Below are 24079 nucleotides of genomic sequence, written 5' to 3' on the forward strand. Positions count from 1 at the left end.
CCTGAAGGCAATAATTCCTCACGGGGTCGCTTCCTGGCAACTGCCTCCCTGCCACGTGCGGGCTTCTCGCGCAGACGGTTGCAGCTCCTTCACACAAGGACCACACATCCGGAGCCTTCAAGGTCAGCGGTCGACGTCCGTACGGCCGCGCCAGTCCAGGCACATCACCAGCGAGTCGTCGGCTGCCGGGCCGGAGCCGCGATGGCCCAGCAGCTCCTGCAGCATCACTCTGGGCACCTGCGGGGCGGGCAGCAGTCGGGTGCTGCTGATCGACGCCGCCAACGCGCGGAGGCTGTACTTCTCGCCGCCCGGCGACAGGGCGTCGTACACGCCGTCGCTGATGAAGAGCAGGCGGTCTCCGGGTTCGACCTGGAAGTGCTGCGGGACGTAGGCGGTGTCCTCGAACATGCCCAGCGGCATCTGCGCCTCCAGTTCGATCGGTTCGACGACCCCCCTGCGCACCCGCCACACCCGTGGTGAACCGGCGTCGATGATCTCCACATTCCCGGTCGGCAGATGGAAGCGGAACAGCAGGGTCGACAGATACTGGTGTCCCCCGTGCTGCCCGTACACCGCCTGATCAGCCAGACACGCCTGATCGCTCAGGCTCAGGCCGGCGCGACGGGCATTGCGCAGCGCGTTGACCGCAAGGTTCGTCAGCAATGCGGCGTCTATCCCCTCACCCATGCCGTTGCTTACGGTCACATACAGGTCATCGGCAGAGGCCGACCAGTCGAAGCTGTCACCGAAGATCGCGTAAGCGGGCTCGAGCTGGGCCCCCAGGCTGTACTCCGGCCGCGCGCAAGAACGCCCCGGCAGCAACTGCCACTGCATCTCGGCCGCCAAGGTCAGCCGCTCCGCCCGCCGCGCCTGCAGAAACAGGTCGGTGTCCCGCTCCGCGACGACCACCTCGTGCGCCAGAGCGGCCGCACACTGCTGCAGATCCGCCAGCACGGCCGCTTCCAGTTCCTCGTCCGCGCCCACCTGGAGGGTGACGCCGAGGATGCCGAGCCGGTCACCCCGGACGCTGACCGGCAGGTACACCGCCACCGCCGACGCAGAGCGGTCGTACACACAGTGAGGTTCCTGCGCGCCGAACGCACGACCCGGAGCACTGTCGTACACCGACACCGCCGAGCGAGTGTGCGGCAGCACCCCTACGGGCTGCAGCCTCGTCATGGCGTAGTCGACCAACAACAGATCCACCGACCGGGCATGATGGCGACGCTCGATCACGGAGCACATCACGTCGAAGATCTCATGGGGCGCGGCCTCGCGCAGAGAGCGCTCGACCGCGCTGGGTCTGTCCACCGGTACCTATCCAACTTTCTTAGGCATGTCTCCATCAAAGCGACTGTCAACACCGACCAGCCGAAACGGGCACCAACGCCCACTCGGGAGTGTCACACGCCTCAGGCCCCATCTCCTGCACCGGCCCGCCTCCCCCGCCCGTACCCAAAGCGGCGGGTCCTGCGCCTCGGCGCTGAGTGTCCGCATGGGAGGGGCAGCTGCGGCACAGGAAGCAGCTCCGAGAGCAACAGCGACCCCGCCCCTCGGTCTGAGAAGTTGGCAGCGACCGCCGACTGCGCAACACATGTGGCGATCGGTGCCAACTGGGCTGCTCGGTCACCGTTGCGCAGGGCCGACCGCAAGGACGGTCCACTCGCGGCTTACGCGGCGTCCTGCGCACCCTGGTCACGGCCGGTCCGCCGCCGGAGCTCCACCCGGGCCGCAGGCGTGCGGCCGGGCGAGGTGGACCAGAACGGGTGCCAGTGGATCAGGACGGACAGGGCGAGCAGGCGGCGGCGCAGCTCGGTGGTACGGCGCGGGCGTGGGGCGGCGAGTGCACGGTAGGTGTCGTGCCACTCCCGCTGGGCTCGTACGAGGTCGTCGGGGAAGGGGAAGCTCTCCATCCACCAATTAGATCGCATGTTCGAATTTTGGTGCCACTCAAACACACCGGTCACTTAAGCGTGACGCGGGCCTTCGGGGACAGGCCCTTGCACCGCCCCACACCCGAGTACCGCGCGCGTACACCGGGCCCGTGTGCCCGCCCCTACCCCAGGACGTCTCCAGCTGCAGCTCCTTCTGCACCTTCGACTTCGGTGGCCGGGCTTTCTGACCCTGCAACCACCACCGCTGCCATACCGCCCTCGGAGGCCAGCCCACGATCAGCCGAGCGAACACGCTGCGGTAATACGCATAGGATGCCGCTCATGAGGAGCAGCGGCAGTGCCCGGTGCCGCGCGGATGCCGCGTATGAGCGCCAGGCGCTGGCTGGCGTTGCTGCTGACGGCCCTCATTCTCGGGGCTGCGGGCGGTTTTTCGGACTCCTTGGCCGTCGAGGTACGAAGTGCGGCCGTTCAGAGTCTGCAGGCAGCCCCGGACGCGGCGTCGGGAGAGGCGCCGACTGGTCAGGAGGAGTGCGGCTCGGCCACCGCCGTGCAGCAGCCTGCCGACACCACGCTCGCCCACCCCACCGCCATACGAGAGGACCGGCGCGCAGACGGCCCGGAACGCCTGGCCGGCGCTGCCGGCTGCCGGGGGCCTGACCAGAGTCCGCACAACGAAGTGGATCTGTATCGGCTGCAGGTGCTGCGGACGTAGAGAAGCCAGGATTGTACAGCTCGAAGGTGTCACCCCCGTCGACCTCCATGGACTCGCAGCCGACGGGCCTCCCTCAACTGCACCGCGTACAGGCGCGCGGGGGCAGGCACTGGCCGCCCGGAAGCCGGCCGACGCCCGACGCCCGACGGTGTGCCGGACCTGCCGCGGAATCGTGCGTGGTGCTGGCCGACGCCTGAGACCACGTCAGGTGAGGGGCGGTCTCAGTTCTTCCCTCTGTCCCACGCCACCAGCCGGCCGTCGAAGGAGCGAACCAGCGCCAGCAGCCCGGCCCCGGCCCGCGAGTCCAGCAATGGTTCGTGGAGATACAGAATCTTCCCGTGTGCCTTGTACTGCAGGGGCACCCGGCCGCCCTCGCGCCAGATGATGCGGCCAGGCCCGCGAAGGGGCTCGCCGTCACCGTTGAGCGCGGACGCCACGTAGAACAACGGCAGCAGGGGCGAGAACAGCCACCACACGCACCACCAGACGATCCGGCCCTTGTACCCGACCACGTCCGGCGCGCCGGGCCGGCTCACCGTCCATCGGGTACGCAGCCCCTTCGTGAACGCCTTCTCGCGTACGACGGTGCACAGGAGTTCGCCCTGCGCGCCGAGCACATGGTAAACCGAGACGCCCTTCACGGAGGAGGCGGTGACCACGGTGGCGACCCGTGCCCCGCGGTTCTCGTCCGCCCACAGCACGAAGGAGCGTACGCCGCTGCCCCGGGACGCGAGATAGGCGGGTACGCCGCCCGGCGGCAGTTCCCGCTCCACGTGACCCACCGTCCGGGACGGACCCGGCTTGGCGAAGAAGGCGATCTTGCGGGCGACCGCCTCCGAGTTGACACCGTCCGGGCGCATCGTATGACGCATCGTCAGTGAGTCGAACGTCAAACGTTCCCCCAATAGCACCCTCCTCGCCGGTGCAAGGAGCGTACGAATCCTACGGGTGTGGAGGATGATCGAACATTGACCTCGTAGAAGGGCCGCTCGTATACGTGCCCGCAGTCCCGGGGACGAGGTGACCTCCTGGGACGTGGCGTAGGGGAAGTGCTGGGGCCGCGGCAGGTGACGGTGGTGCCGTCACCTCATCGCCCACCGCACCCTGGTGACCTCGCCGTGGCGGTGACCGTGACGCCCCCGGCCGACGTGCCAGGGATCGCCGCGCTGGAGCCGAGGCAGGGTGTTCACCCAGACCGCAACGGCGATTCGCCCCATGTCGGCGGCGAGCGCCTGGAGGCGGTTGTCGAGCAGGTGCTCCTCTCTTGCCCGCCAGGACGACATGCAACTGCGGGAAGGTCTTCGAGCGGGTGTAACAGTGGCGTTGCCAGAACGGGTACGTCCCGCCGATCGTCCTGCGAGCGCCCTCCCCGGACGCGGTGCCCGGCGTAGCGCTCGTAGTCCCAGACCTCACGTGCGAGGCGGGCCTGGGACATGGCGCCTTGTCGAGCTCGAAGGGGCGCACCTTCTCAGAGCTGACGAGGCTGCTCGCCCCAGGCGATAGCAGACGACGAAGCACACGTGGTTCGCCGGCATGGGATGTCCGCCGTCAGTTCGCCTCCGGCCCGAACCGGAGCTTGTACGCCACCGGTGTGATGTCGGTCGACCGCGACCCCGTGCGCGGAACGCGACGCTACACACCGGCTCAGGTGCGCGATGCGCGGATCGTTCACCAGCTGCGCAGGGCCGGGTACCGCATCACGCCCCTTCAGGCCGTCGTGCCGCAGCTGCGGCACACCCGCCGGTCGTGGGACGTCGATCCGGCGCCGGCTGCCAGGGGCACCAGCGTCACCACGCGGTCCAGAGCCCTCCTCGACGGCGCCTCGGCACTCAGCGCTGTGCTCCCTGCGCGGGCAGACGGACTGATCCGGGAGGGCCGAGACCGCGCAGTCATGCCCGAGTCCTGCCCGGGGCGCTGTCGTGGCCGCCGGTGCCGGGTTCGGTGGACCACTGATCCGCCTGCTCGTCCTCGCCGCGGTCTCGACCGGAGGAAACCAGGGCACGCCTGAAAGCTCGGTCCCGTCGAGCACGGTCAGCGTGTCCCCTGCTTCAGACCTCGATCCACGCGCGCGAGCTGCGAGAGGTGGCCCATGGGCTCTGCGCCGGACCGTCCCGCTGACGCATGGGGCGCGTAACGCGCGATCGGAGGAGCCGGCAGCTCCCGCGGCCTCCCGCGTCTGTCGACGGCTCCTGCACGACACCCCTGGACCACGAGCTGCCCTTCCGCCATACTCCACGCATCAATGATGCTTGAAAATGCTTGAAGCAGGTCTTAATTTTGCAACTTCACGCATCGAGTACGGGCGCCATCATGTGCCCGGTCCAGTCCCCCCAAGGAGCGGTCCCGTATGTCCACCACAGCGTCGTCCCTCACCGCCGTCGAGATCGCCTCACAGCCGGACACCTGGCTGCGGGCCAGGGACTCGCTCGGCCTCTTCTCCGATGTCCTGCCCCGCCGTGGCGAACGTGTCGCCGTCGTCGGTTGTGGAACCTCTTGGTACATGGCCCTGGCCTACGCCGAATTGCGCGAACATGGCGGTCACGGCGAAACGGACGCCTTCGCGGCTTCGGAGTTCCCGCACGGGCGCCGGTACGACCGCGTGATCGCGATCAGCCGCTCCGGCACCACGACCGAGGTCCTGGACCTCCTGGCCCGAGTGAAGGGCACCACACCGACCGGGGCGATAACCGCCGATGCGCAGACTCCTGTGATGCGGGTGGCCGACGGTATCGCCGTGCTCGGCTTCGCCGACGAGGAGTCGGTGGTGCAGACACGGTTCGCCACCACCACACTGGCGTTGCTGCGCGCGCACCTGGAGGCGGAAAGCGCACTGCCGGCCGATGTGCGTCCGCTTGAGCAGGCGGTAGTGGATGCACGGCAGGCGATCGCGCTGGACCTGGACGACGCGGTGTGCGCCGCCGAGCAGTTCACCTTCCTCGGCACCGGTTGGGCCTACGGTTTGGCACTCGAGGCGGGCCTGAAGATGCGCGAGGCCGCCGGCGCGTGGACCGAGGCGTACCCGGCCATGGAGTACCGGCACGGGCCGATCAGCATCACCGGTCCCGGCCGCGTGGCGTGGGTCTTCGGTCCGATCCCGTCGGGGCTGGCCGACGACGTCACCCGGGTCGGCGGCACACTCGTCGCCGGCTCCGGTGCAGGGTCCGCCGGTCTCGACCCGCTGGCGGACCTCATCCTGGCCCAGCGGCTGGCCGTCCGGCTCGCCGAGGCGCGGGGTTACGACCCCGACCGCCCGCGCAACCTGACCCGTTCGGTGATCCTCGAGGGCCACCATGCGTGACAAGGCCGACGGGAACGACTGCGTCATCGCGCTGGATGTGGGCGGGACCAGCATGAAAGGTGCGCTGCTCGGCCGCGACCTGAAGGCCCTGCGGACCGTGCGCGGGGCGACACCCCGCCGGGCGGGTCCTGACGCGGTGATCGCCGAGATCTGCGCCGTTCTGCGTGACCTCGACAGGGATGCCGCCACGCGCGGGCTGCGAGTCCAGGGTGCGGGGGTGGTGGTCCCGGGCATCGTCGACGAGGAGACCGGGACAGCCGTCTACTCGGCCAACCTCGGCTGGCGTGACCTGCCGCTCGCGGCCCTCCTCGAAGGTACCTCGGGCCTCCCCGTCGCATTGGGGCACGACGTGCGGGCAGGCGGAGTCGCCGAATGCCGCCTCGGGGCAGCCCGGGGAGCACAAGATGTCTGGTTCGTTCCCATCGGTACCGGTATCTCTGCGGCCGTCTTCTGTGACGGGCGCCCGGTCCGTGCCCACGGCTACGCGGGCGAGCTCGGCCATGTCGTCGTCGAGCCCGGTGGGGAACCGTGTGCGTGCGGTGCCCGGGGCTGCCTGGAGACCGCTGCTTCGGCCGCGGCCATCAGCTCGGCGTACAGCGCACGCTCCGGGCGCCGGGTCGAGGGCGCCGCCGCGGTTGCGGCGAGGCTCGCGCAGGGCGATCCCGACGCCCGTGCGGTGTGGGACCGGGCAGTCGAGGCCCTGGCCACAGCACTGGCGACGGCCACGACACTGTTCGCCCCCGAGGTCGTCGTGCTCGGCGGCGGGCTCGCCGAGGCCGGTGGTCCTCTGTTGGACCCGCTGCGCGCCTCCCTCGCCCGGCGGCTGACGTTCCAGCGGCGGCCCGAGCTGGTCCTCGCCGCGCTCGGGGACATGGCGGGATGCCTGGGCGCCGGCCTCGCCGCATGGCATGCCGCGGACGGCGCGGGATCGCCTCAGCGACTTCCGGAGACGCCGTGGGCGGCGACCTCATGATCCTCACCGTCACTCTCAACGCCGCTCTGGACGTCACCTACCCCGTCGACGCCCTCGTTCCGGGCGGCTCGCACCGCGTCAGCGAGTCGTTCTCGCGAGCGGGAGGCAAGGGCGTCAACGTCGCACGAGTCCTGTCCGCGCTGGGAATCCCTGCCGTCGTGACCGGCCTCGTGGGCGGTCCGACCGGCCGGGCGATACGCGATGACCTACGCGCGGCGCAGCTGCCCGACGAGCTGGTGTCCATGGCGGGCGACTCGCGTCGCACGGTGACGGTGGTGTGCGGCGAGGCCGGCGATGCCACCGTCTTCAACCAGTCCGGGCCCCATGTCGACAAGGAGTCCTGGGCGGACTTCGCCGCACGGTTCGCGCAGCTGGTACGCGACGCCCAGGTGGTCGTCCTTTCCGGCAGCCTTCCTCCCGGGGTTCCCTCGGACGCGTACGGACGACTCACCCGCCTGTCCGCCGAGGCGGGAGCCACGACGATCCTGGACACCAGCGGACCCGCCCTGCTCGCAGCGCTGGACGCGCGTCCGACCGTGGTCAAACCCAATGCGGCGGAAATCACCGAGGTCACCGGCCACGACGACACAGCGGCTGCCGCCGACGCACTGCGCGCGCGGGGCGCCCAGTGCGTCGTGGCGTCACTGGGACCGGACGGACTCCATGCCGTCACACCCGGGGGAACCTGGCGCGCCACTCCTCCCTGGCGGCTGGCAGGAAATCCGACAGGGGCCGGCGATGCGTGCGTTGCGGCCATCGCCGCCGGGCTCCTCGCCGGTGAGCCGTGGCCGGCCGTTCTGCGCGAGGCCGTGGCTCTCTCGGCCGCCGCAGTCGTCTGCCCTCTGGCCGGTGACATCGACGCCGGCCTTTACGAACAGTTCCGTACGTCCGTCCCCGTGGAGAGAACCCATGCCCCTGTCAGCCACTGACGAGATCGTAGATGCCGCGTACTCGGGAACCTCAGGCGTCGGAGCGTTCAACACCGTACAGATCGAGCACGCCGAGGCCATCGTCGCCGGCGCGGAGACCGCCGGTCTGCCGGTCATCCTTCAGATCAGCGAGAACACCGCGCGCTATCACGGATCGCTCGCTCCGATCGGCCTCGCGTCCCTCGCCCTGGCCCGCGGCGCGAACGTACCCGTGGCGGTCCACCTCGACCACGCCGTATCGGCCGACCTGGTCCGTGAGGCCGTGGAGCTCGGCTTCCATTCCGTGATGTTCGACGCCTCCAAGCTCCCCTACGACGAGAACGTGGCAACGACCCGGGAGATCACGGACTACTGCCACCGTGCGAACGTGTGGGTCGAGGCGGAACTGGGCGAGGTCGGCGGCAAGGACGGCGCGCACGCCCCCGGGGTCCGCACCGATCCGGACGAGGCGGTGGCGTTCGTCGAGGCGACCGCCGTGGACGCCCTGGCTGTCGCCGTGGGCAACTCGCACGCCTTGCTCACCCGGGACGCCGTCCTCGACTTCGAGCTCATCACACGTCTGCGGACCGCTGTCGGCGTTCCCCTCGTCCTGCACGGCTCCTCCGGGGTCGACGACGCCGATCTGGCCAAGGCGGTCACCTCGGGGATGACCAAGGTGAACGTGTCCACCCATCTCAACAAGACCTGCACCCGGACCGTACGCCGCTGCCTCGACGCCCACCCTGACACCGCCGACCCCCGCAAGTACCTCGGTCCCGCGCGCGCCGGCGTCGCGGACGAGGTGGCACGACTCCTGCGTCTGCTCGCGCACAACTGACACCGGTGTGGGCTCGGGCTGCTGCCCTGACCGGCCGCGCCCACACCGGTCACCCTTCCCGATACGGTCCCGGGTACCGGAGATCCGCCCGCCCGGCTCGGGCCGGCGGATCGTTCGTCGACGGGTTCCCAGGTCGCGGGTGCGGCTGCGGCATCCGGCTCACCAGCACTCGGATCGTGGGCCACCTGTCGGCCTCGGAGGAGGAGACCAGCGGCGCGGCATTGCGCCGCAACGATTCCATCGGAGAACTGCCGCGGCGAATGCACGAGGCCGTCGCTCCTCCGGTGGTCGACCGATCGGGAACGGCCGTCGGCCACCGAGACCCCGCAGGCCGTGATCGGTCGTGCGGGCGCCGGAGCGCCGCCCTCGGAGATCGGGCACGGGCCGGTGGACGGCCGGCTCCGCCTCCCCCGTCCAGCGCTCCGGCCTGCTTCCGCCCCCGCGGTGGCATGTGCGGCAGTCGCTCATGGGGTTCTCCCCGCTCGCACTCCACCGGGTCGGCCGCGAGTCATGTTTTGGCCTCGTCTGCACGCCATTGGAACGAGCAATAGGTAAGTAATCTCGCCACGGTTCGACATCATTTCAGTGAATGCTTATTGATTGCGTCCTCGAAGAGTGAGTAGACCTGCCGCTCAACAGGCCGACGACGGCGTTGAGGAGCAGAACGATGAACAGACGATTGATCCGACGGACCGCGGCCATGTGTGTGGCCGGCGCGCTAGCCCTCGGGCTTTCCGCATGCGGCGGCCCGACGGGCAGCGCCTCCGCGGGCAGCGGTAAGGAGCTCACGTACTGGTCGATGTGGAAGAAGGGCGAGCCGCAGCAGAAGGCACTGTCCGCCGCCATCGACGACTTCACCGCCGAGACAGGCATCAAGGTCAACGTGCAGTGGCAGGGCCGCGACGTACTGAAGAAGCTGCAGCCGACCCTCCACGGCGTGCCGGCCGCCGATCTCATCGACCGGAACCTCCCCCAGGTCAAGTCGATGATGGTGTCCACCGACACGGCCGCCGACCTGTCCGGCGTACTGGACGAACCGATCCCCGGCGAGTCCGGGACGGTCGGCGACGTGGTGCCGGCGAAGTATCTCGAACTGGGCAAGGCCGAGGGGAAGCAGGTAGTCCTGCCCTACGCGGTCGTCGCCAACGGCTTCTGGTACGACGGGAATTCCTTCCCCGGGCTCGACCAGAAGACCCCCAAGGACTGGGACGCCTTCCAGGCGACGCTCGCTGCGGAGAAGAAGGCGGGCCGCGCCCCGCTCGCCCTCGACGCGGACATCCCCGACTACGGCGCCTACTGGTACAGCAACTTCGTGGTGGCGGCGAAGGGTCCTGGCTCCTTCCACCAGGCCGCGGCCGACAAGACGGGCAAGCTCTGGAAAGAGCCGGCCTACGTCAAGGCGGCGGAGCGTGTGTCGAGTCTCGCCAAGGGCGGGTACTTCGCGGACGGTTACGACGCCAGCAAGTTCCCCGCGATCCAGCAGAAGTGGGCGACGGGCAAGGCCGGTTTCCTGCTGATGGGCTCATGGATCGCCGGGGAGACCAAGCCGTACGCCAAGGACGGCTTCGACTTCAAGATGCTCCCGTTCCCCACCGACGGTGCACCGGGCTCCGGCGCCCCCATCGAGGCGACCACCTACGGCTGGGTCGTCCCGAGCAAGGCCAAGCAGGGCGAGGCGGCGCGTAAGTTCGTCGCCTTCCTGTACGGCAAGAAGCAGATGCAGGCGTACGCCGACGAGTCGCAGGGCATCGTCGCCCGCGAGGACGTCGAGGTCGCCCCGGCCATGGCCGACACCGCCGAGGCCCTCAAGGAGGGCACCCCGTACAACACCTTCGACGGCGTCGACATGGACTTCGCCGAGTGGTGGACGAAGACCTTCCACCCGCTGCACACCAAGCTGGTGACCGGCAAGATCTCCGCGCAGGAATTCAGCGACCAGCTCGCCGCGCAGAGCGCCGACTTCTGGAAGCGGGCGGGCTGATGACCACTGTCGTCGCCGACGGCGCGCGTTCCACCGCCCCGGCCCGCCGCACGGTGGCGGGCCGGGGCGCCGTGGGCCCGTTCGCCGCTCACCGCAAGCGCCTGTACCTGCCGTTCGTCCTGCCCGCCTTCCTGCTGTACGCCGTGTTCCTGCTGGCCCCCGTCGTAGCCACCGCCTGGATCAGCCTGCACAAGTGGGCCGGCGCCGGCCCCATGCAGTGGGTGGGCGCGGACAACTACACCCGGATGTTCCAGGACCCGGCCTTCCGTACGTCCTTCGGCAACACCCTGCTGCTGCTCTTCGGCGGCGGCAGTGTCAGCTTCCTCCTCAGCTTCGCCCTGACGATGCTGCTACGCGACCTGGCCGGGCGGTCCACCGCCCGCTCGGTGATCTTCTTCCCCAACATCGTTCCCGCGCTGGTGATCTCGATCCTCTGGGGCTTCCTCTTCCAGGCCGACGGGCTGGTCAACACGGCGCTGCGCTCCATGGGTTTCGCACATCCACCCGCCTGGCTCGCCGAAGAGAACCAGTTCAAGATCATCATGCTGGGCATCATCTGGATGAGCACCGGCTACTACACCACGATCATCATGGCCGCGGTGGACCGGATTCCGCCGTACCTGTACGAGGACTGCGCCCTGGCCGGCGCCAACGCCTGGCAGCGCTTCCGCCACGTCACGCTGCCGCTGTCCTGGGACGTCATCGGGATCTGCGCGGTGCTGTGGACCATCAACGCGATGAAGACCTTCGAGTTCATCCTCGCCATGTCCGGCTCGGCCAGTTCCATGCCCTCCACGTCCACCTGGACCGCGTCGCTGTACGCGTACACCTCGGTCTTCGCACCGACGGGTGTACCGCAGTACGGCGTCGCCGCGGCCTCGGCCGTCGTCACGCTCGCTCTCGTCGGTGTCCTGGTGGTACTGATCCGCCGCCTGATGCGGCGCGAAGCGCTCGAATTCTGAAACGGGGAACACTGTGAGCTCTGCATCGACTCTGCGCGCCGGCCGTGTACAACGCCTGCTTGGCTTCCCGCTGGTCTGGGCATTCGTCGTCTTCAACGTTCTTGTACTGGTATGGATCCTGGCCTCCTCGGTGAAGGCGACCAGGGACATCATCGCCTCTCCCTGGTCGGTGCCGGACGCCATCCACTGGGAGAATTTCGAACGAGCCTGGAGCGCCGGCAACTTCGGCCCCGCCGTCCTCAACTCCGCGATTCTGGTCGGAGGTACGGCCCTCGCGACGGTGCTTCTCGCCGCCCCCGCTTCGTACGCGCTGAGCAGGCTGGGAGCACGGAGCGCGGGTGCGGCCACCTCCCTGTTCGCCATCGGACTCGGCATCCCGGCGCACGCCGTGTTCCTGCCGCTGTACCAGGTGATGGCGCCCCTGGGGCTCGTCGACAGCCTCTGGGGGCTGTGGCTGCTCTACACGGCGACCTCGATGCCGTTCGCGGTCTTCTTCCTGACGGGGTTCTTCCGCTCGCTGCCCGCCGAGCTGGAGGAGGCGGCGGCCCTGGACGGCGCCTCCCCCTCGTACACCTTCTGGCGGATCATGCTGCCGCTGGCACGTTCCGGGCTGATCACCCTGCTGCTGCTCAATGTCATCAACCACTGGGGGGAGACGTTCTTCGCGCTGGTCTTCATCCAGGATCAGCAACTTCAGACGCTGCCGCTGGCACTGCTCGGCTTCATGCAGCAGATGCAGTACAACGGCGCGGACTGGGGCGGGCTGTTCGCAGGGATCGCGGTGGTCGTCCTACCGCTGGTGGGCCTCTACATCTGGCTCGGCCGCCGCATCATCGAGGGCATGACCCTCGGCTCCGGCAAGTAGTTCCTACACGTATCAGGTTGCCGGTCATGGAAGGGCAGAACGCACTGTGTCACCCCGACTCACAGCTCTCATCGCCATGCGCCAGGATGTGGCGGCCCTGGCACTCCCCGACGACGTACGGGCGCGGCTGGATGCGGTATGCGACGTACCGGACCTGGTGGTCGACGACTTCGGGCGGCCCGAGGCGCGCAAGGCGCTGGCCCGCACCGATGTGCTGATCTCGGGGTGGGGCTGCCCGGCAGTCGACGAGAGAGTCCTCGCGGACGCACCGCGGCTGCGGGCCGTCCTGCACGCGGCGGGCTCCGTCAAACACGTCCTCACTCCGGCAGTCTGGGAGCGAGGAATCACCGTCTCGTCGGCCGCCCCGGCAAACGCGGCGCCCGTCGCCGACTACACACTCGCCGCGATCCATCTGTCGGCCAAGCGGGCGTTCCGCACAGCGGGGGAATACCGGGCTGGCCGGCCCCAGGACCTGACGGTCTCCCCCGCCACCGGCCTGCTCGACCGCACGGTCGGCATCGTCGGGGCCTCCAAGATCGGACGGCTGGTGCTGGAGCGGCTGGCCGGTGCGGGCGTAACGCTGCTGGTCCACGACCCGTATCTGGAGGCCGCGGACGCGGACGCGCTCGGAGCCCGGCTCGTCAGCCTGGACGAGCTGTTGACAGGCTCGGACATCGTCTCGCTGCATGCCCCGCTGCTGCCCGAGACGAGGAATCTGATCGACGCGCGGGCGCTCGGCCTGCTAAGGGACGGCGCGGTACTCATCAACACCGCACGCGGCGGGCTCGTCGACACCGAGGCACTGGCAGAGCACTGCGCGGCAGGTCGCATCGAGGCGGTCCTCGACGTGACCGAACCGGAACCCCTGCCGCCGGGCCATCTGCTGCTCACCCTGCCCCATGTACTGGTCACCCCGCACATCGCGGGAGCCATGGGCACGGAGGTACGGCTGCTCGGCGCGTTCGCGGTCGCCGAGACCGAGCGATTCGCGGCGGGCGAGCGACTGCTGGGAGAGGTACGGGCCGAGGACCTGCCCCGCATCGCCTGAGAGCCCCGGCACCCCCGGGTATGCCCTCGGTCGCCGGACGGGACATCCAGCCCGTCCGACGACCGGGTACCGGGGTCCGGGGCTGCGCCCCGCCGGTCAGCCGGTGCGCCGGCCGCACGACGCGCGGACCACGAGGTTCGGGCGCAGCTGGACCTGGTGCAGCGGCGACGCGTCGCCGTCGGCGAGACGGCGCAGCAGAATCTGCGCGGCCAGTCGGCCCACCTGGAACTTGGGCGGCGAGATGGCGGTCAGCGGAATCTCGGCCACGTCCGCGAACTCGTTGTCGTAGCTGATCATGGCGAGGTCCTGAGGGACGCGCAGCCCCGCCCGGCGGGCCGCCGACTGCACCAGCGCGGCCTCGCGGTCGCCGAAACACAGGGTGCCGGTGACCCCCGCTGCCACGAACTTCGCCACGGTGGCGTCGGCGCGGCCCGGATTCCAGGCATCCATCACCGCGCTGTCGTACACCGCGTCCGGCAGCGCGAAGTCGGCGACGGCGCGGGCGAATCCGGTCAGGATGGGCGCGGCGGTCGGCGCGTCGACCCGGACGACCAGACCGAGGCGTTCGTGGCCGAGGGCGCGCAGATGCCGCACGGCATCGTACGCGCCGCCCTCGTGGTCCGTGCAGACATGCTCCGTGGAGTCGCCGGGGCCCGCCGCCGTCAGCCGACGCTCCACCAGCACTGCGGGGACGGGCAGATGGAGCAGCTCGCCCGTGCGCCGCGCCGGGTCGTCGGAGGCGTGCAGACCCGGCACCAGCAGGAGCCCGTGCACACCCGCCGCGAGAAGTTCGGCGATCGCCGCGTCCTCCGCCTTCGGATCGTAGTGCGAGCAGGCCAGGACGAACTGGGCACCTGCCTCGGCCAGCGCCTCCTGGATGCCCTGGATGACGCGGGGGTAGTAGAGCGCGGTGTCCGGCACGAGCACGCCGATGATCCTGCGCCGGTCGGGTACGCGCGGTGGGAGGCCGAGAGCGAAGGTGCCGGCTCCCTGCCGTCTCTCCACCAGGCCCTGGGCGACCAGGTCCTCGTAGGCGCGGCGGACGGTGGTGACGGACAGGCCGGTCTCCGTGGCGAGGGCCCGCTCGGTGGGCAGCTTGCTGCCCGGCGGCCAGGTGCCGTCGTGGATGCCTCGCCGCAGATCGGCGGTGAGTTTGCGGAACTTGAGTTCTCGGCCCGACACGGTTCCCCCTGGACGTGCATTGAAGGAGCAATTCCCGATCAGCGGCGGAATGCTTCTTGAATCCTATCCTCGGGCCTCCCTAACGTCCGCAGGCAAATCAGCATCAGGTACAGCACCAGCCCGTGTCTTGGCCGAGGACCCAGTTCAGCTCTCCGAAGGATGCTCATGGACGCCCTCCCCGTTTCACCCGTCTCCCGCCGCAGACTGCTGGCCTACGGTGCGGCCGCCACCGGCGCCGTGGCTCTGCCCTTCGTCGCGGCCCCGGACGCCGGCGCCGCGGCCGCCGCCGAGGTGCCCGTCTTCACCGAACTGGAGGAGCGGGCCCTGGCGCTGCGTCCGCCCGCCTTCCTCCTCGAATCCGCCGTACCGCAGCAGATCACCGCGAGCCCGGATGCCGGGCTCGGCATCAGCGACGTGCGTTCCGTCTGCGGCACGCACTCCCTGCGCTGGGACCACGGCCCGCGCTCCGTGATCACCGTGGACGCCGACCTCGCCTGGGCCGCCGACCCGTACGACCCGAAGCCGCTCGCCGACCAGGCCTGGCAGGGCACCGTCGACACCTTCTCGGTGTGGATCTACAACGAGAAGCCCGCCGAGGACGCCGTGCGCTTCGAGTTCGGGCGGGGCACCCGCACCGACTGCTGGTTCGAGTTCCGGCTGGACTTCACAGGCTGGCGCACCGCCTGGGTGCGCTACGCGTACGACATGCACGGGCGCCCGCACCCCGCCATGGACACCGTCCGCATCATCGCGCCCCGCAGGCCCGGCACGCTCTGGATCGACCAGCTGCTGCTGAACGTGGCGCTGCGCCCCGACGCCCCGACCCGCGACGCACAGGTCCCCGAGATCTGCGTCGAGGGCGACGACTGGGACCAGCAGCACTGGCAGGCGCTCTACCTCTTCGACCGCATCCTCACCCGCACCTCGATCCCCACCCCCGGCCCGCCCGAGACCGAAATCGACGCGCTGCGCGCCCTGGAGACCCGCTACCACGCCGACTACCTCGCCGCCGGCCCCAAGGTCGACGACGCCTACGTCGCCACCCTCAACGGCCAGGCCGACGCCCTCCTCAACGGCCGCCCCGTGTTCTCGTACCAGTCGCAGATCTACCCGCCCGAGATCAGCGCCGACCTCAAGCCCTTCGTCGGCGCCATCACCCTGCGCGCCGTCACCGATCTCATGCAGAAGATCGCCCAGGGGCACGACGCGGCGGGCGCAGCCCACAGGCCTGCCCTCGGCGAGCTCTATGTTCGGCTCGTGGAGCGGCTGCGCGAGCAGGGCTGGACGTACGGGAGCTGTCTCGGCACGATCCACCACCTCGGCTACGACATCCGCGGCTACTACGACTCCGTGTACCTGATGCGCGACGTGCTGCGCGAGGCGGGACTGTTCGAGGCCGTACGTGCCGATCTGACCTGGCTCACCGGCTTCGGCCGGATCTTCCGCGGCCTCAACCACCGCAACGCCCACGGCTCCACATCCGACATCATCAACACCACCGTACGAGGCATGCTCGCCGTCGCCCTCCTCCAGGACGGCGACGCGCGCCAGGTCGCGTATCTGAAGGCGCTGCGCGACTGGCTCAGCGCCTACCTGCTGCCCACCGACGGCATCCAGGACGGCCTCAAGACCGACGGCACCACCTTCCACCACGTCGGGTTCTTCCCCGACTACGCGCGCGACGGATTCGTGGGCCTCGCGCCGATCGTGTACGTGATGTGCGGCGGCCCCTTCCGGATCTCGGCCGAGGCCCACTCCTCCCTCAATCAGGCCGTTCTCACCATGCGCGTCGTCGCCAACACCAGCCACTGGCCGATCTCGCTCAGCGGCCGCAATCCCATCGGCACCACCGGCCTCGTCGTCTCGCCCTTCCAATGGCTCACCATCGCCGGCACCCCCGACGGCTCCAGGGAACTCGACCCGGAGCTCGGCGCCGCCTTCCTGCGGCTGCTGCCAGCCTCCCCCACCACCGCTCAGAAGAAGATCGCGGCCCGGCTCGCCGCCGCGGGTGTCACCGCGGAGAGCGCACCGTCAGGTGCCTGGGCCTACAACTACGCGGCGCTCGCCGTGCAGCGCCGCGACACCTGGCAGGTGACCGTGCGCGGACACAACCGCTACCTGTGGTCCACCGAGATCTACGAAGGTTCCAATTGGTACGGCCGCTACAACACCTACGGCCAGATCCAGGTCCTGCACCACGGCAGCCCCGTCACCAACCTGGACAGCGGCTACGGCCACGACGGATACGACTGGAACCGCCGCCCGGGCACCACCACCCTGCACAAGCCGTGGGCGCAGTTGAAGGGCGACCTCACCGGCACCATCGAGGAAGTCCTGCTCACCGAGGAGCGGTTCGCGGGCGCGCACACCATCGACGACCGCAACGGCATGTTCGCGATGCGGCTGCGCGAGCACCCCAAATATGACGGCAGCCACCGCGCCCGTACATCCGTCTTCCTCTTCGACAACCGCGTCATCGCGCTGGGCACCGGCATCGAGAACAGCGACAGAGCCCACGAGACGGAGACCACCCTCTTCCAGACCCGCCTCGCCACCACCACCGCGCCCACCCACGTGGGCACGGAGCAGGTCACCGCGTTCCCCTACGAGCACGACGGCGAACTCACCTCCGCGCAGTGGCTGCTGGACGACAAGGGCCTGGGTTACTACCTCCCGCCCGGCCAGCACCTCTCGCTCACCCGCTCCAGCCAGCTGTCGCGCCACCACGGCACGGACGCCCGGACGCACGGTGACTTCGCCACCGCCTGGCTGCGCCACGGGTCCGCGCCGCGCGGTGCGTCGTACGCGTACGCCATGCTCGTCGGCGCGACCACCGAGTCGATGGCGGACTTCACCGAGGCGATGGCCGACAAGGCGCGAGCGCCGTACACGGTCCTGCGAGCCGACGACACCACGCACGTCGTCACCGACCGGTCCACCGGCATCACCGGGTACGCGGTCTTCGAGGCGACCCGCACACTCACCGACGACGGGCCGGTCCGGGCCGTCGACACCCCCTGCATGCTGCTGGTCCGCACACCGTCCGGCGCCGCCGGCGACACGCCGCTCGTCCTGTCGGTGTGCGACCCGGACCTGCGCCTCTACGAGGGCCGCGACCACGCCCAGTACGAGAAGGGCGAATACACCGGCCGCTACAGCCCGTTCTCCCGCCCCTGGCTGACTTCCCCGAGCGCCCCGCACACGCTGCGCGTCACGCTCGACGGGCGCTGGCGCCCGGCAGGGAGCCAGCCCTGCACCACCCGCGTCCAGGGCAGCCGCACCGTCGTGTCCTTCCGTACGGTCGACGGCCGCCCCGTCCAATGCCGTCTGACAAGGGAGTGATGATGACCGCAACCCTGCGCCCGCTGGCGGCTGCCGCGCTGGCCGTCGCGCTGCTCGGCTCCACCGCACACGCCGATCCGACCGCCACACCCGCACTGGTGGACACCGCGACCCCGGCGTCGGCCCAGCCGGCCGCCGGGCCCGCCGGCACCCTGGTGTTCAGCGACGAGTTCACCGGCTCGACGCTCGACACCGCGAAGTGGAAGGTGCGCGACCAGGAACGCACCGAGACCGACCGAACCGACGGCATCCGCTGGTGGTACAAGCCGGCCAACGTCCGGGTCATCCCCGACAACGGCGGCAACCTCGCCATCGACCTGCGCAGTCCGGCCACGAACCAGTACACGGGCGGCCGCGTCGACACCGACGGCATATTCGACTACACCCACGGCACCCTCGAAGCGCGGGTCCACGTCCCGCCCACCGAGGGACACCTGGGCGCCGTCTGGCTCCAGACCCACAGCTGGGGCACCATCAAGGGCAGCGCCGAGGACGGAGCGGAGATCGACCTGATCGAGAGCGCGTACAAGGCCGACAAGTACGCCGCGACCATTCACTACGACGGCTACGGAGAAGACCACCAGCAGTCCGCCGTGGTCGTTCCGGCAACCGCCCTGCACAGCACGCATTACCACACCATAGGCCTCAACTGGACAGCCTCACGCATGGAGTTCACGTACGACGGCACGGTCTTGCGTACCGTCACCGACCCCGAACTGATCAGTCAGGTGAAGGAGTATCCGATCCTCTCCCACGAGGTTCTGGACTGGGCCGAGGGTGACGTCACGGCGGCGCCGCTCGACTACCGCTCGTCGATGTACGTCGACTGGATCCGCGTCTGGCAGTGAGCAGGCGGCCGGATGGGAGCAGGACGTCCACGCCGTGCGGTGGCGCTCGGCGTGGGCGTCGGAGACGAGACCCTGTACGGTCCTCGCAACACAGCGCTCGACGAGAACACCCGAAGCCGCATACCGGTCGTCACCGAGGCCGGCGCTACCTGCCCCACGACTTCCCACCCCACCAGACCGTCCACGGATACCTCGCCCACTGGGAAGCCGACGGCACCTTCGACCAGCTCACCGGCCTACTGCGCAACAAGGGCCGCCACGCCGTAAGGGCCGCACCATCGAACCCAGCGCCTGCCTGATCGTCAGCCAGAGCATCAAAACCTCCGCCACCGTCCCCCTGACCAGCCAAGGCATCGACCCGGCCAAGAAAATCATCGGACGCAAACGGCATATCGCCACCGACACCCTCGACCTCCTGCTGGCCGTCACCGCCGCGAGCCCGGCACCAAGCAGCACCTCACCATCTGAGCCCCGGCCGGGGCCGTGTGCAAGACATACGGTCCCGGCCGCCCCGAACGGACCGCACCGGAGCCGCCGCCCGAGGCGGGAGAAGACGAGCAAGACGGAAGGGCGAGGCCGGCGAGGGCACCGAATCCGAGCAGGAGCAGCTGGGTGTCGCAGCGCTGCTGCCGGCGCGAGCGGCGGCGCGCTGCGGCGTGCGGGGTAACGGGCCTCAGGCCGGCAGCGGGGGGCGGTTGGCCATCGGGCGCGCTCCGGTTTCAGCGGGAGGAGTCGGTAACGCCGGAGGCGAGCTGGCCCACGAAGTCGTCGATGCCCTCACCCAGCAGGGTCGGGGCGATGACGACGCCGAGAGCGATCACGATGAACACGGTCAGTTTCTCGCCGTTCCGGCTCCGGGCCTCGGTGCGTCGGCGCAACCGCAGTAGGACTCCCGCCCCTGCCAGGATTGCCCTGACTCTCCCCGTACACCCCGCCCGGGAACCCACTCAACTTCTACAGTGCTGTAGATTCAAGGGGTTGGGAACATGCCCAGCCCTCAGCCGTGGGCCGGTGCGAAAACTGGCGAAGGGAACAACAACATGGGTGTCAGTCTGGCCAAGGGCGGCAACGTATCGCTCAGCAAGGAGGCCCCCGGCCTGACCGCCGTCATCGTCGGTCTCGGCTGGGACGCGCGCAGCACCACCGGCACCGACTACGACCTCGACGCCAGCGCGCTGCTCGTGGACAGCAACGGCAAGGTCCTGTCCGATCAGCACTTCATCTTCTACAACAACCTCAAGAGCCCCGACGGTTCGGTCGAACACACCGGAGACAACCTCACCGGCGAAGGCGAGGGCGACGACGAGTCCCTCAAGGTCAACCTCACCACGGTTCCCGCAGACGTGGCGAAGATCGTCTTCCCTGTGTCCATCCATGACGCCGAGAACCGCGGCCACAGCTTCGGCCAGGTACGCAACGCCTTCATCCGTGTCGTCAATCAGTCCGGTGGCGCCGAGCTGGCCCGCTACGACCTCTCCGAAGACGCCGCAACCGAAACCGCCATGGTCTTCGGAGAGCTCTACCGGCACGGTGAGGAGTGGAAGTTCCGCGCGGTCGGCCAGGGTTACGCCTCTGGACTGTCCGGAATCGCCGCTGACTACGGCGTCGGTGTCTGACGCCGGCACCTCTGTCGGCCGGGCGTTTTACGGCCGCCTATCGGCGCCCCGGCCGCTGGCCGGGGCGCCGCTTCACGCAGGCGTCAGCCCCTGGCCGGCCTCCTCGGCAAGGCCGCCGACTGCGCACAGTCCTAGGCGAGCGCCAAGCCCGCAGTAACGCCGGCAGAGCCGAACAGGGAGCTCTCTCATGCACGCGGCTGACCACCTTGAGACGAAGGACAGCACCGACTTCGGCCAAGTGCTACGCCTCGCCCTGAACTCCCCGAAGATCCCGACCGTCCTGAGGAACCCCGACGCGCGGACCGAGGCCAAGCACCTACGCACCCCTACGACGCCGAACACGAGGGCGACGATTGCCGCTCCGGCCAGAATCAGACCCGCGCTCCCGTCTTGCACGAGGCGCGGCACGTGGCGCTGCCAGCAGAAATACGGGATGCGGTCCCGGCTGTTCACTCAGCCCGAAACGAACGCAGCCGCTCGGCAATGTCGTACGAGTCCAGCTGCAGGCCGCGAATGTCGGCCATCAGCTCTCGCCAGGCCTCGAACTTCGTGTTGACCTGCTCTCCGTGCATCCCCAGGTACGCGACGGCCACGCCGACGCCGTACCGCTCATCACGAGCAGGCAGCGGACGCATGACAACGCACTCCTCCAGCCTCACGGCGGCCCGCCAGAAGGCGTCCGGGCTGTGCTGATCGTGACGGGGCGGGTCGATCTTGTGCCGGGCAGCCAGGCCGGCGCACACGGAGCAGTCGTTGACCGCGAGGTCGTCGAGCAGATTCGCCTGACGTTCCAGGAGCCGGCGGTAGTCAGGAGATCTCACCATCCGCGCTGGCCCTCTCCGGTGGGTCGATGTAGACACAGCCGAGCAGAGCTGTCTCCGCCGCGTCGAACAGCGCGTAGTTGAAGGACTGGTGTGCGGCGATCTCCTTCTCGTGCCGCAACAGGTCGGCCTGGTCGGCCTCGCGATCCCCGTTTGAGGGAACCGCGACCGCCAACGCCTTCCGCGCGCCGGCGGCGTGCTGGTGGCGCGCCGGTGGGCCCGGACAGCTGTCGAGTCCACTGAGACTTCCCAGTCGATCTGGCCCGCCGCGTCCTCGGCCGCCTGGATCCGCGACAGCAGGCAAAGGGAGCGGAACCGTTGCCGTCACCCTCCGGTTGGAGGATCGGCACGCGCGTGCGCGGGTACTGGAAGAAGCCGTTACCGAGTGCAACCTTCAGCAGGCCGCCGTCCATATCCGGGATCAGTCCGCGGGCAGCGTCCGGGACAGGGACCGCATCACGGGCTCGCGCCGGATGTCGATGTGGGAGAACGTCAGCGCCTCGGCGAGGCGCGGACGGCCGGCGCCGATCGCGTCGCAGATCTGCCGGTGCTCGGCACAGTGCTCCTCGGCGCCGCGCTCGGTGCCCGTAAGCCGGAACAGCCAGTGCATCAGGCCCAGGGAGGGCTGGAAGGAGGACTGGAGCAGCCGGTTCCCGGTCATGGTGATGAGCTCCGCGTGGAAGGCGGTGTTCGCGGCCGCGATGCCCGCCGCGTCCCGGCGCGCGGTCGCCGCCCCGGCCTCGTCCAGCACCTTGCGCAACACGTCGTGGCAACCGCCGCGCGCGACGATCTCGGCCGCCCGCCGCGCGGCGAACACCTCCAGACTCAGCCGCAGGTCGAAGAGTTCGTCGACGTCGCGGAGGGTGAGCCGGCGCACGCGCGCGCCGCGCCGCGGTTCCAGGACGACGAGCCCCTCGGTGGCGAGCCGCATCAAGGCCTCGCGCACCGGGACGCGCGAGACGCCGAGCGCCTCCGCGAGTTCGCGCTCACGCAGCCGCGCGCCGGGCATGTACGCCCCGGAGTGGATGCCGGTCCTGATCAGCTCCTCGGTGCGTGCCACGTGGGAGTCGGGAAGTTCAGCTGCCTCGAAGCGCGTCACGCACAGGCCTCCTGCTCGGGAGCGTGGAACGCCGGGAAGGTGGCCGGGAAGAGCTCGGCCGTCTCGCGGCGCTCCACGTCGCGCTCGCTGTAGGCCGCCCGCATCCGCTCGAAGAGAGCCTGGGAGTCGCGCCGCAGGGCCTCCAGGTCGATCCCGGGCAGACCGCCGTCCACCAGGACCGGGCGGCCCGCGACGACCGAGTTCGTCGCCTGCCGTGCCGTGCCGTTGAGCAGGAACGTCCGTACCGGGTCGTCCAGCACGCCGTCGCGGATGTCGTCGAGCGAGAAGGCGACCAGGTCGGCCTGGGCGCCTGGCGCGATCCGGCCCAGGTCGTCGCGGCCCAGGGCGCGGGCTCCGCCCAGGGTGGCAGCCTCAACGTACTGTTCGGCGGGTGCGGCGTCCGAGCGGCCCTCGGCGATCTTGGCCAGGTGCACACCGACGTCCATGCCTCGGATCAGGTCCGGCGGGAAGGAGTCCGTGCCCAAACACAGGTTCACCCCGGCCTCGCGGTAGGCGCGGAACGAGTGCAGCATCTCACCGTAGCGCAGGGACGTCTGCGGGCAGTGGATCACCGAGACGCCACTGCCGGCGAGCAGCGCCAGATCGCCGCGGTCCTCACCGTGCACCGAGGGGTGCCGGTCGATGGTGACGGTGTGCGGGATCAGCAGGTTCGGGTTCAACAGGTCGTGCTTCTGGAGAAGTTCGAGGGACGACAGGCCGTGCCGGCGCCGGATGATGTCGCGCTCGACCAGGCCCTGGAGTGCGTGCAGCCGGATCAGGACGCCGCGTTCCCGCCCGATCCGTGCCGTCTCGCCGAGCAGTTCCTCGGTGAGCGTCTCGATGCGGCAGGGCAGCAGGACGCCGGTCAGCAGCGGGTCGTCGAGCTTCGCGAGATGGTCGAGGAAGCGGACCGCGTCGCGCAGGCCCGCACGGCCCTCCTCCTCGTCGAAGGCGACGTCGCGGGTGCCGTCAGGCAGGACGACGTTGACGCCCGAACGGTAGGCGGGACCGAGGTATCCGCGCAGTCCGATCCCGCGCGCCGTCCGCGCCATGTCGACCAGTTCCTCGTACGGCTCCGCCCAACGGCTGTGCACCTCGGAGGCGATCGGCATGAACGTGGTGATGCCGTGCAGCGCGAGCTGGGCGAGGGCGTACGCGCGGATCGTCGCCCGCTCCCGCGGGGTGAACACGTCGTGGCGGCGGTGGGTGAAGTAGTCGAGCGACCACTGCAGGCCCTTGCCCCGCTCGGGGCCGGCCCAGGAGTCGATCACGAGATGGTCTACGTCGGTGAGCGCGTCGAGGTCGATGAGCCCCGGCATGACCAGGGATTCGCCCAGGTCGCGCTCCTGGTCGACAGCGCCCTCGTAGCGCGGCCCGACGTAGACGACGGTGTCGTCCTCCCACACCACCTCGCCGTCCCGCAGCAGCGCGTGGCCGCCGCCCTGGTGGGCGAGGATGTGCCGGGCGCGCCAGCGGGTGCGCATGTTGCCTCCTGGGGGCCGTGTCCGCGGACGCGTGCGGCTCACCGTCCGTCGGCTTCCTGATCGTACGAGTTGGTATACCGAAGCGGAAGAGCGGGCGGGTCATCATGACGCCCGGAAGTCTGACTGCGATTAATTGCCCCAATATCGACACTGGTCTCCCACTTCGGTATACCAAAAACCGGTCACCTCTTTCGCGCCAGCGACTTC

21 protein-coding genes and 2 pseudogenes are annotated in these 24079 nt (G+C 69.7%); 13 read left to right on the plus strand and 10 right to left on the minus strand.

The window, feature by feature from the left end; translation table 11 throughout:
* Positions 1-123: 123 nt before the first annotated feature.
* Both HED23_RS15775 and HED23_RS15780 read right to left on the minus strand, forming a co-directional pair.
* Entirely contained in the window at positions 124-1311 is a 1188-nt protein-coding gene (locus HED23_RS15775) for a PP2C family protein-serine/threonine phosphatase (RefSeq protein WP_203184039.1), read from the minus strand.
* 359 nt (positions 1312-1670) lie between these two features.
* The gene (locus HED23_RS15780) at positions 1671-1913 is read right to left on the minus strand and encodes a hypothetical protein (protein ID WP_203184040.1); all 243 of its coding nucleotides are present in this window, start codon (positions 1911-1913) and stop codon (positions 1671-1673) included.
* A gap of 346 nt (positions 1914-2259) precedes the next feature.
* On the opposite strand from HED23_RS15780, the gene HED23_RS15785 reads away from it, so the two are divergent.
* Positions 2260-2607 (plus strand): hypothetical protein, encoded by a 348-nt coding sequence (locus HED23_RS15785; protein WP_203184041.1) that lies wholly within the window; start codon positions 2260-2262, stop codon positions 2605-2607.
* A 221-nt stretch (positions 2608-2828) separates the two neighbouring features.
* Here HED23_RS15785 and HED23_RS15790 read toward each other — a convergent pair whose 3' ends face one another.
* Both HED23_RS15790 and HED23_RS35140 read right to left on the minus strand, forming a co-directional pair.
* A complete protein-coding gene (locus HED23_RS15790; RefSeq protein WP_238441976.1) occupies positions 2829-3479 on the minus strand; it encodes a hypothetical protein in 651 nt (216 codons plus the stop codon).
* Between the two features lie 210 nt (positions 3480-3689).
* Positions 3690-3890 carry a hypothetical protein gene (locus tag HED23_RS35140; protein WP_238441977.1) on the minus strand — a complete coding sequence of 67 codons (201 nt, stop codon included), beginning with the start codon at positions 3888-3890 and terminating at the stop codon, positions 3690-3692.
* A 1064-nt stretch (positions 3891-4954) separates the two neighbouring features.
* Here HED23_RS35140 and HED23_RS15800 point away from each other — a divergent pair.
* The 8 genes from HED23_RS15800 to HED23_RS15835 all read left to right on the plus strand — a co-directional run bounded on the left by HED23_RS15800 (position 4955) and on the right by HED23_RS15835 (position 13480).
* Positions 4955-5905: an SIS domain-containing protein gene (locus HED23_RS15800; RefSeq protein ID WP_203184042.1), complete on the plus strand. Its 951-nt coding sequence runs from the start codon at positions 4955-4957 to the stop codon at positions 5903-5905.
* Positions 5898-6878 (plus strand): ROK family protein, encoded by a 981-nt coding sequence (locus HED23_RS15805; protein ID WP_203184043.1) that lies wholly within the window; start codon positions 5898-5900, stop codon positions 6876-6878. Before HED23_RS15800 ends, HED23_RS15805 begins: the two co-directional genes overlap by 8 nt.
* Positions 6875-7807 carry a 1-phosphofructokinase family hexose kinase gene (locus tag HED23_RS15810; RefSeq protein ID WP_203187504.1) on the plus strand — a complete coding sequence of 311 codons (933 nt, stop codon included), beginning with the start codon at positions 6875-6877 and terminating at the stop codon, positions 7805-7807. The genes HED23_RS15805 and HED23_RS15810 overlap by 4 nt, the downstream gene beginning before the upstream one ends.
* A complete protein-coding gene (locus HED23_RS15815) occupies positions 7788-8624 on the plus strand; it encodes a class II fructose-bisphosphate aldolase (RefSeq protein WP_203184044.1) in 837 nt (278 codons plus the stop codon). Before HED23_RS15810 ends, HED23_RS15815 begins: the two co-directional genes overlap by 20 nt.
* A gap of 667 nt (positions 8625-9291) precedes the next feature.
* A complete protein-coding gene (locus HED23_RS15820) occupies positions 9292-10605 on the plus strand; it encodes an ABC transporter substrate-binding protein (protein ID WP_203184045.1) in 1314 nt (437 codons plus the stop codon).
* Entirely contained in the window at positions 10605-11567 is a 963-nt protein-coding gene (locus HED23_RS15825; protein WP_203184046.1) for a carbohydrate ABC transporter permease, read from the plus strand. The genes HED23_RS15820 and HED23_RS15825 overlap by 1 nt, the downstream gene beginning before the upstream one ends.
* 13 nt (positions 11568-11580) lie before the next feature.
* Positions 11581-12432, plus strand: a complete 852-nt coding sequence (locus HED23_RS15830; RefSeq protein WP_203184047.1) for a carbohydrate ABC transporter permease — start codon at positions 11581-11583, stop codon at positions 12430-12432.
* A 76-nt stretch (positions 12433-12508) separates the two neighbouring features.
* On the plus strand, positions 12509-13480 hold the full coding sequence (locus tag HED23_RS15835; RefSeq protein ID WP_203184048.1) for a hydroxyacid dehydrogenase: 972 nt from the start codon (positions 12509-12511) through the stop codon (positions 13478-13480).
* Positions 13481-13576: 96 nt separating this feature from the next.
* Here HED23_RS15835 and HED23_RS15840 read toward each other — a convergent pair whose 3' ends face one another.
* Positions 13577-14662 carry a substrate-binding domain-containing protein gene (locus tag HED23_RS15840; RefSeq protein ID WP_238441978.1) on the minus strand — a complete coding sequence of 362 codons (1086 nt, stop codon included), beginning with the start codon at positions 14660-14662 and terminating at the stop codon, positions 13577-13579.
* A 165-nt stretch (positions 14663-14827) separates the two neighbouring features.
* Between HED23_RS15840 and HED23_RS15845 the strand changes: the two genes are divergently transcribed.
* The 3 genes and pseudogenes from HED23_RS15845 to HED23_RS35145 form a co-directional block, all read left to right on the plus strand.
* Entirely contained in the window at positions 14828-18004 is a 3177-nt protein-coding gene (locus HED23_RS15845) for a chondroitinase family polysaccharide lyase (RefSeq protein WP_203184049.1), read from the plus strand.
* Positions 18004-18852, plus strand: a complete 849-nt coding sequence (locus HED23_RS15850) for a glycoside hydrolase family 16 protein (protein ID WP_238441979.1) — start codon at positions 18004-18006, stop codon at positions 18850-18852. The genes HED23_RS15845 and HED23_RS15850 overlap by 1 nt, the downstream gene beginning before the upstream one ends.
* A 143-nt stretch (positions 18853-18995) precedes the next feature.
* Positions 18996-19291 (plus strand): annotated as a pseudogene (locus HED23_RS35145) (IS5/IS1182 family transposase); the annotation flags it as partial.
* 280 nt (positions 19292-19571) lie between these two features.
* Here HED23_RS35145 and HED23_RS15855 read toward each other — a convergent pair.
* Positions 19572-19730, minus strand: a complete 159-nt coding sequence (locus tag HED23_RS15855; protein WP_386467108.1) for a hypothetical protein — start codon at positions 19728-19730, stop codon at positions 19572-19574.
* A 162-nt stretch (positions 19731-19892) separates the two neighbouring features.
* Here HED23_RS15855 and HED23_RS15860 point away from each other — a divergent pair, with 162 nt between their 5' ends.
* Positions 19893-20468, plus strand: coding sequence for a TerD family protein (locus HED23_RS15860; RefSeq protein ID WP_203184051.1), 576 nt, complete (start codon positions 19893-19895; stop codon positions 20466-20468).
* Between the two features lie 449 nt (positions 20469-20917).
* Here HED23_RS15860 and HED23_RS15865 read toward each other — a convergent pair whose 3' ends face one another.
* From HED23_RS15865 to HED23_RS15880, 4 genes and pseudogenes are all read right to left on the minus strand, one after another.
* Positions 20918-21292, minus strand: a complete 375-nt coding sequence (locus HED23_RS15865) for a toxin Doc (protein ID WP_203184052.1) — start codon at positions 21290-21292, stop codon at positions 20918-20920.
* A pseudogene (locus HED23_RS15870) lies at positions 21279-21431 on the minus strand (N-acetyltransferase); the annotation flags it as partial. The gene HED23_RS15865 and the pseudogene HED23_RS15870, both read right to left, overlap by 14 nt.
* Positions 21432-21710: 279 nt before the next feature.
* The gene (locus tag HED23_RS15875; protein ID WP_203184053.1) at positions 21711-22388 is read right to left on the minus strand and encodes a GntR family transcriptional regulator; all 678 of its coding nucleotides are present in this window, start codon (positions 22386-22388) and stop codon (positions 21711-21713) included.
* Positions 22385-23872 carry a chlorohydrolase family protein gene (locus HED23_RS15880; RefSeq protein ID WP_203184054.1) on the minus strand — a complete coding sequence of 496 codons (1488 nt, stop codon included), beginning with the start codon at positions 23870-23872 and terminating at the stop codon, positions 22385-22387. The genes HED23_RS15875 and HED23_RS15880 overlap by 4 nt, the downstream gene beginning before the upstream one ends.
* Positions 23873-24079 lie beyond the last annotated feature (207 nt).

It is taken from the genome of Streptomyces pratensis, from assembly GCF_016804005.1.
Lineage (GTDB): Bacteria > Actinomycetota > Actinomycetes > Streptomycetales > Streptomycetaceae > Streptomyces > Streptomyces pratensis_A.